This window comes from Sphaerisporangium melleum (genome assembly GCF_014646695.1).
In the GTDB taxonomy this organism is placed as follows: Bacteria; Actinomycetota; Actinomycetes; order Streptosporangiales; family Streptosporangiaceae; genus Sphaerisporangium; species Sphaerisporangium melleum.
On record NZ_BMNT01000014.1, the window covers coordinates 160,271 to 173,534 of the forward strand.

Sequence of the window (13,264 nt, forward strand, 5' to 3'; positions counted from 1 at the left end):
GGCCCTGGCGGTCAGGTCGCGGACGGAGCCGGAGGTCAGGACAAGGGGGCCAACAGGTTGGAACCCGGACGGAGCCGGTGGTGTCAGCGCGTGGAGCCCGGAGGTCAGGACGCGGGCGGGGCCGGCGGCAGGACGACCGTGTCACGCAGGCGGCGGAACTCGGCCGTGAGCGCGGGCAGGGTGTAGTGCGCGTTCAGCCCGCTCGGGTTGGGCAGCACCCACAGGCGCGCGGCGCCCACCGTCTCCTCAGCCGGGCCGATGCGCGCCTTCGGACGGTCGAAGGCCACCCGGTAGGCCGACACACCGACGACCGCCACCACCTCGACCCCCGTCCCGGTGGCGGCCAGGCGGGCGAGCCGCGCCGGCGCCAGGCGCAGCTCGTCCTGCGACAGCTCCGCGGCCCGCGCCGTCGGGCGCGGCACCAGGTTCGTGATGCCCAGCCCGTACGAGGGCAGCAGGCGCTGCTCGCTCGGATGCAGCAGCCGGGGCGTGAAACCCGACAGATGGAGTGCCGGCCAGAATCGGTTGCCCGGACGGGCGAAGTGGTGGCCGGTCGCGGCGGAGTACAGGCCGGGGTTGATACCGCAGAACAGCACGACCGTCCGCGGCCCGAGCACGTCGTCGAGCGTGCGTCCCCGCGCCGTCTCCAGATCCGCCTTCATCCCGGTCATGGTACGCGCCGTCAGCGCCGCGGCCCCGGGTTGCGGCGGACGATCGCGGCGTTGAGCGCCGTGGCGAACAGCGTCCAGCCGGCGTAGGGGAGCAGCAGCAGACCGGCGGGCCGGTCGGCGCGCAGAGCGCGGCGGGTGAGGACGGCGTTGGAGAGGTTCAGCACCGCGAGCTCGGCCAGCGCGGCCCTGGGGGAGCGCAGCCGGAAGAAGATCGGCGTCCAGGCCGCGTTCAGCGCCAGATTGACCCCCAGCGCGCGGGCGAGCGCCCGCCGGTCCTCCTCGCCCGAGCGGGCCAGCGCCCGGGCGGAGGCGTAGGCGATCAGCGCGTACAGCGGCGTCCACACCGCGGCGTAGGCGGGCGGCGGCGGCTGCCAGGCAGGCTTGCGCAACCGCCGGTACCAGGCGGAGTCCGGATCGGTCGCCACCCCACCCGCCACGGCCGCCGCCCCCACCGCCAACGAGGTCTTCACAAGAGTCCGCATCACCCCACCTCCGTGCCCCCCCACCGCCCCGCCACACCGAAGAACACAAATCGCCTGATTGCATACATCCTCCCGCAGGCTGATCACGGTTGAGACTGTCATCGACGCGGGTGGAGACGGATTCGGTGCAATCGGGTACGCCCTGGCAGTACGGCGCATCGGTTCGGTCCTGCCGTCCGGCAATATGAACTGCCGTTCCGGCTGGTGTCCCGGCCACGCCTAGGACGGCTTGCCATCCTCCTCGCTTACAGGGTTGTCATCGTCCGGCGTGCCTGTGTGGGTGGTGATGCTGAAGTTTCCGACCGACTCTATGTTCCTGACCGACTCTATGATCCCGACTGACTCGACCGGCCGGAGGATGAGCTGCCGGATACTCTCCATCTCGGCTTCCTGGATCAGGTCGTTGTCCACCATCTTGTTGAACAACTCGATGCGGGACTGCATGGTCATCTCCTTACGCCGACGGATGTCGGCGATGACATCGCCGACCCGGTCGGGAGCGCGCTGGAGGAGCATCAGGATGAGGTCCTCCTCCGTGCGGAGTTGGGAACGCAAGCCGAAGACGGCCATCCGGGCAGCGGCCGTCTGCTCGCTGACCGGCCGCTTTTGGGCGACTTGGGCGGAGAAGCGGAACATCGAGATGCCTTCGGGGTAGTCGTGCACCCGGCCGAGCCCGAGCGACTCGGTGAGATGGCGTTCCAGCGCGCTGTCCTCCTCGATCTCGTAGCCGCGGCAGATCGGCCGCACGGCCTCGGTCACCCTGGAAAGGACGATCTCGTTGCCGTCGCGGATGCGCGACTTCACGATCCTGACCGGGTCGGTGACCCGCCATCCGACGTCGATCACCAGCCGGAATCTGGAGGCCTCGGACCTGCTCGGCACCTCCACACGGAAGGTCACGTAGTGGTCGGACAGGTCCACCTCGTACCGGAACCGGTAGCGCCTCCAGGGGTAGGACATCGGCGGCCTCGGCAGGTGGTGAACCTCACCGGTCACGTCTGAGTACAGCAGGGCCCGGCCCGGCACGATCGGCGCCTGGCTCGCCGAGGCCACAGGTTCCTCGAGAAGAATCAGAGGTACCGGTGGTGGCCGGTACCTGTTCCAGTGATGGATGTTCTGTGTGTTCGCGATCTGCCGCAGGTCAGCGGCAAAGTCGAGTGGACGTCGGGGCGCAACCTCGTCCGGCCCCTGCTCGCGTCCTGTTGTCGGCTTGGTGTCCAGTGCGGTGGCGTTCAGGTCTGGGGTCGCTGGCTCGGACACGTCTAATGAACTGACATCCTGTCTGATTTGTGTGGAGCCACTGCCGGAAAAATCGACGGTCATACTGTCGGATGCCTGCCGAGCCCCTGCTGCCACCAGGAGTCGCGCCAACCAGGGCGAGGCGGTCACGCGTAGCCACGGTCGCCCGGGACCTTGCGTTCGGGCGAGTTTCGCGAGTAGTCCGTTAGATCGCAACCTCACCACTACCGTCACCTCCTGGAGTGATCTCGGCCGGTGTTTCCGCCGACTGCGCAACCCCAGTGGATTTGTCGTCCTTCCGTTCGACCACCTCGACACGGGAAAGTAATCCCCGCACGATCGATGGTGCGCCGAGCCCCATGATGAAAGCCGGCCAGGCACCGCTCATGTCTCTGTGAGCGGCGCCGGCGACGAGCGCACCGAGGATCAGGCCGCAGCCGATCACGAAGAGTTGACCCCATGCCTGTTCACGGTCCCAGGGCCAACGGAAGTTCGACTCGCTCACCGCCACCATCAGTGTCAGCAGTCCTGCGGCGAGTCCGCCGGCCACACCCCAGGCGCCTGCTTCAAACAGCCCCATGCACTGAACGTAACGCCTGCGACGCGGATTGTCTGGGCAAAGCGGGCAACCTACGACGCCCGCGCGGTGAGCGGCATTCGGTCGGTGACCGGAGGATCGTCATGGCTCGATCGAATCATCGATGATCCGTTAGCAGGACGTAGCCGCTCAGAGGTGATGGAAATCGAACTCGCCGTTCTTGACGCCGGCGATGAAGGCTTGCCATTCGGCTCGGGTGTAGATGATGACCTCGCCGTCCGGGTGATGGCTGTGGCGCACGGCGACGCGTCCGCTTCCGTCGACCAGTGGCCCGGCCTCCACGCAGCTTCCGCCGCCGTTGTCGCTCTTCGTGCTGATGTGCCATGAGATCGATGCCATGTCCGCGGGGTGTGGTTCGCCGTGATCTTCCATTGCGTTCACAGCAACTCCTCTGCCAATGCGGTGATCAGCCTGGCCGACTCGTCGGGGCTGAGTGCCCGGTTTCGCAGTTCATCGTACGTCCGTACCAGACGCTGGCTATCTGGCGATTCCAAGTAGATGGCACCCTTTGGGGTCTCCGCGTACCCCACCTCGGGGAATGGTGCCGTCATACCGAAAACTCGGAAGGCACCACTGGGGCTGGCATGTGCCCCGGCACTGAACGGAAGTACGCGAAGTTCGATGTTCGGCTGCCCGGCATGCTCGGCGAGACGGTGTAGCTGTGCGGCCATGCACTCCCGGCCACCGACCTGTCGGTGCAGTGCCGCCTCGTCGATGATGAAGCCGAGGCGTGGTGGGTCATTGGCGTGGAGGACGGTCTGGCGGTGCATGCGGAGTTGAACCCACCGGTCTATCTGTTCGGCCCCGGCGTCGAGTTCCGCCGCCGTGATGCAGGCGCGAGCGTACTCCACCGTTTGTAGGAGGCCGGGCAGCAAGGTGTTGTCGAACGCGCGGATTTCCTGCGCTCTGGACTCCAGCCAGACGTAGTCGATGAAGTGTCCGCCGACCTCGTCGGCGTAGCCATCCCACCAGCCCTTCTGCCACACGTCTTGGCTCAGTTTGACGAGTTCCTCGCGCCTCCGGCCGTTGGCCACGCCGTACAGGTCGAGGAGCGCCAGTAGGTCGGGCCGCCTGATCGGATAGCCGCCCGATTCGAACCGGCTGACCGTGCCCGGATCACGCTGCAGGTACTCGGCGGCGTCCCTGAGCAGCAGATCATTCGCCTCGCGCAACTCGCGGAGATGTTGCCCCAGCCACTGTGCTCGCAAAGTTACCCATTTCGGAGCAGCCATCCATCTCATCCCTTCCCGGCTCGGTGCTGGTGACGCAGGTGGCACAACAAGTTGGAGACACAACTTGTGCACCGACTCTGATGCATGGAACTATACAGAGGGTAGTTATGTGATCACGAATCGTGCGGGATCTCGACATCTATGCGGCGATCGGGGCTGCCTCGGGTTCCGTGCGGGTCAAGACGGACCGGTCGGGGCTCGGCCCTTGCGTCGGCATGGTGCTCCGGCAAGCGGCAAAGGAGAGGGTGAGTGTATGGACCACATTGCTGGTTTCGGTGATACGTCCGGCCATTTCGCCGCGATCTCGGCTCGCGGTATGGAACGTGACAATGAGGAGCTTCCTCCTCTGAACGAGTGTTCCGAGCCCCGGTCCGAGATCGTTCGAGCGCTGTTGGGAGGTGTCCCGCGCCTGTTCGCGCTGATTCGAGATGAGGGTGACGACAAGCCCGCCATGCGAGTGATCGCTCTTGGTGTGTCGTTGCCGCATGGGGGCGCGGCGACCGTCGGGATGGACGGTCACGGGTTCGGCAGGTGGGGGAGCGTCCAGCGAGCTGCGTTCGGTCTCGGATGCGAGTATGTCTGGCTCGGTGGCGCCTGATCCCTTCTGGGGAGTACTGCCCGTCCGACCCCGTCCAGTTGATGCCGGGGCGGTGCCCACCCATGGCCTCGTCACACGGCGGCGGACGGACGGATGAAGACGCTCGAGCCGTTGTGGCTGCTCACAAAGGTGGTATCAGGAGCAGGTCGCCGGAGTTCAGGACGGCGAGGCCGAGGGTGGCGGTCAGGAGCGGGGCGGCGATGATCGCGGCCCGGCGGGCGGCCGGACGATGGGACCAGGTGAGGGCCGGGAGAAAGGCCGTCGCGGTGGCAACGGTGAAGACGATCAAAATGATCATGCCCAGAGCTGGGACGGTGAGCGACCGGATGGCGCCGATGGGATCGGACGACTTCGCCAGATAGTGCAGCCATCCCACCGTGGCGGCCAGGACGGTCGCGGTCGTGGCGGCGGTGATGCCCGCTGCCAGACCGGCCCTGCCCTCCAGTACCAGCAGGACGAGGAGGCATGTCAGACCCGCACAGACCGGTGCGAGATAGTCGAATTGTCCGGCGTAGAAGAGGACGCCCTTCTCTGCGGGAGAGGTGACGAACCAGCGGATGATGGCGGCGCTCACCGCCGCCGAGCCGCTCAGGACGATGAGGAAGGTGGCGTACGACCAAGGTGGGCGAACCTGCGACATGTGCTCACGCGCTGGAGGGCGGGGGATCCCGCGTTCCCGGATGATCCACCACCACACCAGCACGGTCGTGATCGCCAGCCCGGCGGCGGGAACACCCTCCGAGTCCGAGAACGCGCCGCTGACCAGATACGCCTTCAACCAGCCACCGAGATGTTCTCGCTGAGCGAGCAGCACCGCGGTGTCGCCACCGATCCAGAATCCGCCGACGAACACCACGATGTTGACCACCAGGGCGGCCCCGTAGCCGGGGCGGCTGAGGGGTGCCGGCCGCCGGTTCAGGATCCATCTCCTGGCGAGGGCGGTACTGCAGACGCCCGCGGCGGCCACGGCCATGGGCAGAATCGCGAACATCAGGGTGTTCGACGCCCGGATGGTGGTGAGGGTCGTGGCCGTGTTCCAGACCGACACCACCTGACCGAGGAACGCGCCGCCGCACATCGCCAGGGTCGCCCGCCAGCTGGAGGGGGCGCGGCCCTCGATCGGCGCGGCGGCGCGCCACAGGGCCGTACCCCACCCCAGCGCCAGCACCAGGCCGGCTGCCGTTCCCGCCACGCGCATCGTGCCGCCCAGGTGCAGATTCTCGCCGAAGCCGTTGGGGAGCATGGCTCTCAGGTCGCGGAAGACCATCGTCGCCAGCAGGCTCACCACGAAGGCGTCGATGGCGGGGCTGCCCAGGACGAAGGCGGGGTGCTCCAGGGCGGCCAGGCGGCGGGCGGGCGTGGGATGTATCGCCGTCAGACGCCGCCACCAGGAGTGGTGGTCCTCCGGCCGGCGGCGCAGCAGGCTCGCGAGTGGTCCGGACGATCGGCCTTGGACGGCCCGCAGGTCGGCCTCGTGCTCGCGGGAGCGCAGTACCGCAAGCGAGACCATCGCCGCGACGGCGAGCAGCAGGGCCGCCCGGGTGATGTAGTCACTGATGAGCGACTGAGGCAGCATGCGGAGGGTCAGGTCCCCGATCGATCCGAGCTTCGCGGATACGGTGTCGTCGCCGGTGAGGAGCCTCCCGGCGAAACCACGGAGGATCGGCCCGTAGACGACGGTCAGGGGGACCAGCAGGACCGGGGGCAGGGCCAACCAGACCCCTCGGGTCAGCCACACCAGGCTGACGTCGCCGGCGCGGACATGGGCGAGTTCGTGACGGATGACGGCGTCGGCCTGGGCGGGTGGCAGGGCCACGATCCCGGGAGGCAGGACGATCTTGGCTCGGCCGGGCGGGCCGGCGGTGAACGGCTCGCGCAGCCGCAGCGACCCGAACACCACGCGCGGAGCGCGCCGCAGGCCCATGTCCGTGGCCGCCGCGCGCACGCGGGCGGTCCACGACGGGGGTGCGGCGCGCAAGGGCCCGGCGCGGAGCAGCAGCCGGTAGGGCAGCAGCACCATCAGGATCGCGCCCAGGACCAGGACCGCCACTGCCCCACCCAGAGCCGACAGAGCCCTTCGCCGTTCCACCGGACCCGTGCAGTCCAGGATCCGCTGGTAGTTGCGCTTCACCGTTTCGCCGTGCCGGACGATGTCCGCAGGATCCGGAGACCCCCTTCCAGGGGCGGCTCCCTCGATGTCCCCCCGCAGGCACCGATCCATGGTGGTCATCCACGTCTCCGCCCACATCTGATGGTGCACCTGCTGGCCGGCGTAGGCGCCGGCCAGCAGCATGACGATCACCAGCATCAGGTAGCGGCCACGGGCCGGTGACGGCAGTGCGAGCGGGTCGGGGGCAGGAGGAAGCGGGGGATCGATGCCTCGATCACGATGCGAGCCGGGGCTCTCGTCGCGATCGGAGGGGGTGGTCACGCCTTCGGGGCCTGGTCGCTCTCGTCGCTCTCATGCCCCGGAGGGCGGAGCCAGTCGATCACGTCCTCCGCCAATTGGCATGCGTCGGCCTCGGCCAGTCCAGATGACGTCAAATGGTCGACCAATATTTCGGCGAGCTCGTGTTCCTGTGCCGAACTCAGGGAAGGCGCGGTCTTTTCCCCATGCGCCGGTACGGACTCCGGGGCGGCGGAGACGCTTTCCCCGGCAGAGTGCCGGTCGATGCGGTGACGGAGCAGCGCGGCGAGTTTCTCGCGAATGGCAGGGCCGAGTTTGCCGATCGCCGCGTCGACCACCGCGTCGGCGGCGCGGTCAACGACGCGGGTGGTCACCGCTCCGAACAAGAAGGTCATGACCCACATCACGTAGGTGGCCATGACGGTGAGTTCGGCGCCGGCGCCGACCGGGGCGCGCAATGGCGTACGGCCGAGAACGCGACGAGGGTCGATCCGGTACTCCGCGACGACCTGGTCGAACAGCTCCAGTTCGCGAGGGTGGTACGCCGCGACCACCTCGCGGGCGCTGTCCACCTGAGCCTGCCAATACGGTGTTTCCTGAGCGCCAGGGGGTGATAAGTCGGCTGAGGCCGATTTTTTGGGCCGTCTGCGGAGCCCGAACATGTCGCTCCCTTTCTCCAGCGGTATCCGGCCTATGCGGAGATTCGCCCTCTATGTCGGTGGATCGGGACACCGCATGTGTGCGTTACGGTGGTAACGCTGCCCGGATGGGATAAGTGCCCGAACCGGCAGGGATCGACGTGCCGGAACTGGTGATCATGAAATGCGCAGAATTGCTATCGAAATCCGCCTGGACGTGACCATGGGCTTCGGCGAACGTGCGCCATGAGGGCTCCGGCACGCCCGACCGCTCCTTGTCCGACACGCGAGATGGGTATCACAGCGCTGGTTCTGTCAGGTGACGCCCACCCGCCGATCATGCCCGGGAAGCGGCCGCGCCCCCTGAGGAGGCCGTCACGGACCTGGCATCGAGTGGGCTGGCGTAAAATCGGGTGTCCCGTAAGCGGGGAAAAGGCTGCTCCAGACTCAGAGCGGCGTCCTCGTGCGTCCGGCGGCACGCTGTGCCGGAGCGGATCTTCCGTCGGTGTGGTCCCCCGGCGGTCGGGAAGTATGCCAGAGCGTTGAAACATGGTGGGACCACCTGTGCCGTACGCGTCCCCCGGAACGAGGAGCCCGATCATGACCCCCGACGCCACCGAAGACGTCATGACCTTCGCTGACCTTGGGCTGCGTCCCGAGCTTCTGAAGGCCCTGTCAACGCTGGGCTACGAGGAGCCCACGCCGATCCAGCGTGAGGCGATCGGCCCGCTGATCGAGGGACGCGACCTGCTCGGCCAGGCCGCCACCGGCACCGGCAAGACCGCGGCCTTCGCGCTGCCGATCCTCCAGCGCATGCCCGAGGGCGGCGGCAACGGCGACCCCTTCGCCCTGGTGCTCGTGCCCACGCGTGAGCTGGCCGTCCAGGTCTCCGAGGCGGTGCACCGTTACGGCCGCGAGCTCGGCACCCGGGTGCTGCCGATCTACGGAGGCCAGCCCATCGGGCGGCAGCTGCGCGAGTTGCAGCGCGGCGTGGACGTCGTGGTCGCCACCCCCGGCCGCGCGCTGGACCACATCGGCCGCAAGACCCTGCGTCTGGAGGGGCTGCGCATCGTCGTGCTCGACGAGGCCGACGAGATGCTCGACATGGGCTTCGCCGACGACATCGAGGCGATCCTGCAGGAGACGCCGCAGGAGCGGCAGACCGTCCTGTTCTCGGCCACCATGCCGCCGCGCATCAACTCCATCGCCCGTCAGCACCTCACCGACCCGGTGCGCATCCAGATCGAACGCGAGACCGCAGCCCCCGGCGAGGCACCGCGCGTCCGCCAGGTCGCCTACGTCGTGCCGCGGGCGCACAAGCCGACGGCGCTCGGCCGCGTGCTGGACGTCGAGGCACCGGAGGCGGCGATCGTGTTCTGCCGCACCCGTGAAGAGGTCGACCAGCTCACCGAGACCATGAACGGCCGGGGCTACCGTGCCGAGGCACTGCACGGCGGCATGGGGCAGGAGCAGCGCGACCGGGTGATGGGACGCCTGCGGTCGGGCACCGCCGATCTGCTGGTGGCCACCGACGTCGCCGCCCGCGGGCTGGACATCGAGCAGCTCACCCACGTGGTCAACTACAACGTCCCCTCCGCCCCCGAGACCTACGTCCACCGCATCGGCCGGGTGGGGCGCGCCGGGCGCGAGGGCGTGGCCATCACGCTGGCCGAGCCGCGTGAGCACCGGATGCTCAAGACCATCGAACGGGTCACCAAGACGCGCATCACCGTGGAGAAGGTCCCGACGGTCGCCGATCTGCGCGCCCGCAGGCTGGAGCTCACCCGCTCGGCCCTTGAGGAGAGCATGCTGGAGGACGACCTGGAGCAGTTCCGGGTCGTGGTCGAGACGCTCGCCGACGAGTTCGACCTGATGGAGATCGCCATGGCCGCGGTCAAGCTGGCGCACGAGGCCAGCGGGGCCGCCGCCGACGAGGAGGAGATCCCGGACGTGCCGCTGCGGCCCGAGCGCGAGGGACGCGGCGGGCGGCGCGAGCAGGGGCCCGCGCGCGAGGAGCGGCGGGGTCGGGGCCCCTCCGAGGGCATGACCCGCGTCTTCATCGGCGCCGGCCGCACCGGCGGGGTGCGCCCGCAGGACCTGGTCGGAGCCATCGCCAACGAGTCCAGCCTCTCCGGACGCGACATCGGTGCCATCGAGATCGCCGACCGCTTCTCCCTGGTGGAGGTGCCCAACCACGCGGTGGAGGACGTGATCTCCTCGCTGCGCCAGACCACCATCAAGGGCAAGCGCGTCACCGTCCGCCGCGAGCGCTTCAACTCCCGCTGACCCCGCCTCCGCCTCCTGCCGCCGGCCCTCCGCGCGACCGGATCCGACATGCGCGAGTGCCACGGTCAGGAGGTGGGGGACCGGGGCCTGCCGCGGGTGCGGAGCCGGCGGGAAGGACGCGTCCCGGCCGGTGGGAGCCGTCGCCGGCCGTGCTCGCGCGGGCTCCGGCGAGAGGCCGCCCGGCTCCGTGTCACGCCGCACCCGCATGACGGGCGGTGCGGGACATCAGTGGCGTGCCGGGGGCCTGTCAGGCGAGGGCGTTCACCGCTGCGGTGAAGACGGCGGGCAGCCGATGGGCCGCGGGGACGATCAGGCGGGCGGGCAGCGGATGCCGGCGGGCGGCCAGCAACGCGCCGGTCAGCACCCGGTGGCGCAGCGACAGCCGCCGCCATGCCGCCTCGTACGCCTCGGGCCGCCCGGCGCGCAGGCAGCCGACCAGGGCGCGGGCGGACAGCAGGCTCAGCGAGACGCCCTCGCCGGTGAGCGCGTCCATGTACCCGGCGGCGTCTCCGGCCAGCAGCACCCGTCCGGCGACGCGGGCGCTGGCCCGCTGCCGCAGCGGACCGGCGCCGCGTACCGGCGTCACGGCCGGCCCGTCCAGGTGGGCGAGCAGGTCCGGGAACCGCGCCAGGTGCTCGTCGTAGCCGCGCCGCTCACTGCTCAGCACCGCCACCCCCACCAGGTCGCCGCCCACCGGCGTCACGTACGCCTCGCCTCCGGCCGCCCAGTGGACCTCCACGAAGTCGGTCCAGGGGGCGATCCGGAAGTGCCGCCGCAGACCGTACCGGCGCGGTGCCGGCCCGGGCGGCGCCTCCAGGCCGAGCGCGCGGCGCAACGGCGAGTGCAGGCCGTCGGCGGCGACCAGCCAGCGGGCGCGCATCCCCGCCGCCTCCACCCGGTCCGGGTGCCGGCGCACCTCGTCCACCCGTCCGCGGACGATCTTCACCCCCACCTCGGCCGCCCGTTCGGCCAGCGCGGCGTGCAGGTGGGTGCGGCGCACGCCGAGTCCCGGTCCGCGCCGGAACGGCGCGTCCGCGCTGTGCCGTCCGTCCAGGTAGCGGATGCCGCGCAGCGGGTGCCCGCTGACCTCGCGTACGCCGAGGGCGCGCAGTGCGGCGACCCCGGACGGCATGAGGCCCTCGCCGCACGCCTTGTCCACCGGCGCGGGCCGCGGCTCGACCACCACTACCTCCATCCCGGCCAGGGCCGCGTGGATGGCCGTCGCCAGCCCCGCCGGTCCGCCCCCGGCCACCAGGACGTCGATCACCCCGCCCCGCCGGGGCCGCCTGAGCTCTGCCTCCGGTCGCGGGACTTCGGCGGCTCGCCGGCCGCGTCCGGCCCCGGTCCGGGCAGGGTGACCGGCGCACCGGCCGTGGCGGCGGCTCCGCCGTCTCCCGGCGCCGCACCGGCGCTGGTGCCGGGCAAGGATGTGGCCCAGGCCATGGCGGTCTCCTCGCAGCGGATGCGGACCACCATCAGGGCGGCGTTCAGCACGGTGAAGGCGAGGGCCGTCACCCACGCGTCGTGGACCAGCGGCAGCGCCGCGCCCTCGACGGCGACCGCCACATAGTTGGGGTGGCGCAGCCACCGCAACCGGTAGGGCCCGCGGGTGACCAGCGGCAGGCCCGGTACGACGATGACCTCGGTGTTCCAGCGTGGCCCGAGCGCGGTGATGCACCACCACCGCAACCCCTGGGAGGCGGCGACCAGCACGAGCATCGGCCAGCCGAGAGCCGGGACGAACGGCCGCTGCGCCAGGCCGGCCTCCAGCAGGCAACCGGCGAGCAGACCGGTGTGCAGGGCCACCATCCAGGGATAGTGGCCGCGCCCGAAGACCCGCCCGCCCCGGGCCAGGCTCCAGCGGGCGTTGCGCCGGGCCACGACCAGCTCGGCCAGGCGTTCGGCGCCCACGAGCAGGACCAGCAGCAGGTACCAGAACAGGGTTCCCTGGGACATGTCCAGAGACGATACGGCCATCGCCGCCGGGATGAGAGCCACCGCGGCCGCTACCAGCGCAGCAGGACGAGCTCGGAGCAGAAGCCCGGGCCCATCGCGATCATCAGGCCGGGCGTGCCCGGCGAGGGCGGGCGCAGTGCCAGGGTGTCGCGCAGTACGTGCAGCACTGAGGAGGAGGACAGGTTGCCGACGTCCCGCAGCGACCGCCAGGTCAGGTCGAGGGCCCCATCGGGCAGGCCGAGGGTCTCGGCGACCGCGTCCAGCACCTTGGGCCCGCCCGGGTGGCACACCCACGCGGTCACGTCCCGGGTGGTGAGCCCGTGGTCGGCGAGGAACCCCTCCACGTCACCCGCCAGATAGGTGCGCACGACGTCCGGGACGGCGGCGGACAGCACGATCCGGAACCCGCTGTCGGAGACCTCCCACCCCATCACGTTCTCGGAGTCCGGGTAAAGGTGGCTGCGGGTGGCGACCACGACCGGCCCGCCCCGCCCGTGTCCTTCAGGTGCGGCGCGGTCCGCGCCGCAGGCGACCACGGCGGCGGCGCCGTCGCCGAACAGGCCGCTCGCCACCAGGTTCACGATGGAGGAGTCGCCGCGTTGCAGGGTGAGCGAGCACAGCTCGACCGAGAGCAGGACGGCCACGTGGCCAGGCCAGCCGCGCAGGTAGTCGTGCAGGCGGGCGACGCCCGCCGCCCCGGCGACGCAGCCGAGGCCGAACACCGGCAGCCGCTTGACGTCCGGGCGCAGGCCGAGACGGGCGGCCAGCCGGGCGTCCACCGAGGGGGCGGCGATGCCGGTCACCGAGGTGAACATGATCATGTCGATGTCGGCGGGAGTGAGACCGGCCGCGTCGAGGGCGGCGCTCACCGCTTCGGCGCCGAGGTCGACCGCCGCTTCCACGAAGACGTCGTTGGCCGCTCCGAAGCCGTCCAGCTTGTCGTACTCGTCGAGCGGCAGGACCAGGTGGCGGTGGTCGACCCGGGCGGAGGTGTGCAGCCGGTCCAGCAGGCGGCGATCGGTGCCCGGGGGCAGGCAGATGCGGGCGAAGGTGTCGGTGATCTCTGCTTGGGGATGGCGGTTGGGAGGAAGGGCACCGCGGACAGCCACAATTCGCGTCATAGGTTCCCGCTTCAGAGAAGTGGAGGACACCCAGAC

At 70.1% G+C, this 13,264-nt stretch carries 13 protein-coding genes; 2 read left to right on the top strand and 11 right to left on the bottom strand.

All coding sequences use genetic code 11. The features are described from left to right. Nucleotides 1-104: 104 nt before the first annotated feature. The 6 genes from mug to IEY93_RS14570 form a co-directional block, all read right to left on the bottom strand. Nucleotides 105-671, bottom strand: coding sequence for a G/U mismatch-specific DNA glycosylase (gene mug, locus IEY93_RS14545; RefSeq protein ID WP_189163573.1), 567 nt, complete (start codon nucleotides 669-671; stop codon nucleotides 105-107). Nucleotides 672-682: 11 nt separating this feature from the next. Further along, nucleotides 683-1,153, bottom strand: coding sequence for a TspO/MBR family protein (locus tag IEY93_RS14550; protein ID WP_189163574.1), 471 nt, complete (start codon nucleotides 1,151-1,153; stop codon nucleotides 683-685). A 219-nt stretch (nucleotides 1,154-1,372) separates the two neighbouring features. Beyond that, a complete protein-coding gene (locus IEY93_RS14555) occupies nucleotides 1,373-2,476 on the bottom strand; it encodes a hypothetical protein (protein ID WP_189163575.1) in 1,104 nt (367 codons plus the stop codon). A 121-nt stretch (nucleotides 2,477-2,597) separates the two neighbouring features. Continuing rightward, on the bottom strand, nucleotides 2,598-2,972 hold the full coding sequence (locus IEY93_RS14560) for a hypothetical protein (RefSeq protein WP_189163576.1): 375 nt from the start codon (nucleotides 2,970-2,972) through the stop codon (nucleotides 2,598-2,600). A 147-nt stretch (nucleotides 2,973-3,119) separates the two neighbouring features. Further along, entirely contained in the window at nucleotides 3,120-3,362 is a 243-nt protein-coding gene (locus tag IEY93_RS14565) for a DUF397 domain-containing protein (protein ID WP_189163613.1), read from the bottom strand. Nucleotides 3,363-3,367: 5 nt separating this feature from the next. Then, on the bottom strand, nucleotides 3,368-4,222 hold the full coding sequence (locus tag IEY93_RS14570; RefSeq protein ID WP_189163577.1) for a helix-turn-helix domain-containing protein: 855 nt from the start codon (nucleotides 4,220-4,222) through the stop codon (nucleotides 3,368-3,370). Between the two features lie 253 nt (nucleotides 4,223-4,475). Between IEY93_RS14570 and IEY93_RS14575 the strand changes: the two genes are divergently transcribed. After that, nucleotides 4,476-4,820, top strand: a complete 345-nt coding sequence (locus IEY93_RS14575; RefSeq protein WP_189163578.1) for a hypothetical protein — start codon at nucleotides 4,476-4,478, stop codon at nucleotides 4,818-4,820. A 121-nt stretch (nucleotides 4,821-4,941) separates the two neighbouring features. On the opposite strand, the gene IEY93_RS14580 is transcribed toward IEY93_RS14575, so the two are convergent. Both IEY93_RS14580 and IEY93_RS14585 read right to left on the bottom strand, forming a co-directional pair. Next, nucleotides 4,942-7,251, bottom strand: a complete 2,310-nt coding sequence (locus IEY93_RS14580; RefSeq protein WP_189163579.1) for a M48 family metalloprotease — start codon at nucleotides 7,249-7,251, stop codon at nucleotides 4,942-4,944. After that, complete coding sequence (locus IEY93_RS14585) at nucleotides 7,248-7,799, bottom strand: hypothetical protein (protein ID WP_189163580.1); 552 nt, start codon at nucleotides 7,797-7,799, stop codon at nucleotides 7,248-7,250. The genes IEY93_RS14580 and IEY93_RS14585 overlap by 4 nt, the downstream gene beginning before the upstream one ends. 666 nt (nucleotides 7,800-8,465) lie before the next feature. Between IEY93_RS14585 and IEY93_RS14590 the strand changes: the two genes are divergently transcribed. Beyond that, the gene (locus IEY93_RS14590; RefSeq protein WP_189163581.1) at nucleotides 8,466-10,151 is read left to right on the top strand and encodes a DEAD/DEAH box helicase; all 1,686 of its coding nucleotides are present in this window, start codon (nucleotides 8,466-8,468) and stop codon (nucleotides 10,149-10,151) included. A gap of 247 nt (nucleotides 10,152-10,398) precedes the next feature. Here IEY93_RS14590 and IEY93_RS14595 read toward each other — a convergent pair whose 3' ends face one another. The 3 genes from IEY93_RS14595 to IEY93_RS14605 are packed head-to-tail and all read right to left on the bottom strand — an operon-like array spanning nucleotide 10,399 to nucleotide 13,228. Then, the gene (locus IEY93_RS14595; RefSeq protein WP_189163582.1) at nucleotides 10,399-11,418 is read right to left on the bottom strand and encodes an NAD(P)/FAD-dependent oxidoreductase; all 1,020 of its coding nucleotides are present in this window, start codon (nucleotides 11,416-11,418) and stop codon (nucleotides 10,399-10,401) included. Next, complete coding sequence (locus IEY93_RS14600) at nucleotides 11,415-12,107, bottom strand: isoprenylcysteine carboxyl methyltransferase family protein (protein WP_203968374.1); 693 nt, start codon at nucleotides 12,105-12,107, stop codon at nucleotides 11,415-11,417. Before IEY93_RS14600 ends, IEY93_RS14595 begins: the two co-directional genes overlap by 4 nt. A 50-nt stretch (nucleotides 12,108-12,157) precedes the next feature. Further along, nucleotides 12,158-13,228, bottom strand: a complete 1,071-nt coding sequence (locus IEY93_RS14605; protein ID WP_189163583.1) for a type III polyketide synthase — start codon at nucleotides 13,226-13,228, stop codon at nucleotides 12,158-12,160. Nucleotides 13,229-13,264: the final 36 nt, after the last annotated feature.

What these genes read in the sequence shown, in the direction of transcription:
- mug (WP_189163573.1), bottom strand. Translation starts at nt 671, where the DNA reads ATGACCGGGATGAAGGCGGATCTGGAGACGGCGCGGGGACGCACGCTC.
- IEY93_RS14550 (WP_189163574.1), bottom strand. Translation starts at nt 1,153, where the DNA reads ATGCGGACTCTTGTGAAGACCTCGTTGGCGGTGGGGGCGGCGGCCGTG.
- IEY93_RS14555 (WP_189163575.1), bottom strand. Translation starts at nt 2,476, where the DNA reads ATGACCGTCGATTTTTCCGGCAGTGGCTCCACACAAATCAGACAGGAT.
- IEY93_RS14560 (WP_189163576.1), bottom strand. Translation starts at nt 2,972, where the DNA reads ATGGGGCTGTTTGAAGCAGGCGCCTGGGGTGTGGCCGGCGGACTCGCC.
- IEY93_RS14565 (WP_189163613.1), bottom strand. Translation starts at nt 3,362, where the DNA reads ATGGAAGATCACGGCGAACCACACCCCGCGGACATGGCATCGATCTCA.
- IEY93_RS14570 (WP_189163577.1), bottom strand. Translation starts at nt 4,222, where the DNA reads ATGGCTGCTCCGAAATGGGTAACTTTGCGAGCACAGTGGCTGGGGCAA.
- IEY93_RS14575 (WP_189163578.1), top strand. Translation starts at nt 4,476, where the DNA reads ATGGACCACATTGCTGGTTTCGGTGATACGTCCGGCCATTTCGCCGCG.
- IEY93_RS14590 (WP_189163581.1), top strand. Translation starts at nt 8,466, where the DNA reads ATGACCCCCGACGCCACCGAAGACGTCATGACCTTCGCTGACCTTGGG.
- IEY93_RS14600 (WP_203968374.1), bottom strand. Translation starts at nt 12,107, where the DNA reads ATGTCCCAGGGAACCCTGTTCTGGTACCTGCTGCTGGTCCTGCTCGTG.
- IEY93_RS14605 (WP_189163583.1), bottom strand. Translation starts at nt 13,228, where the DNA reads ATGACGCGAATTGTGGCTGTCCGCGGTGCCCTTCCTCCCAACCGCCAT.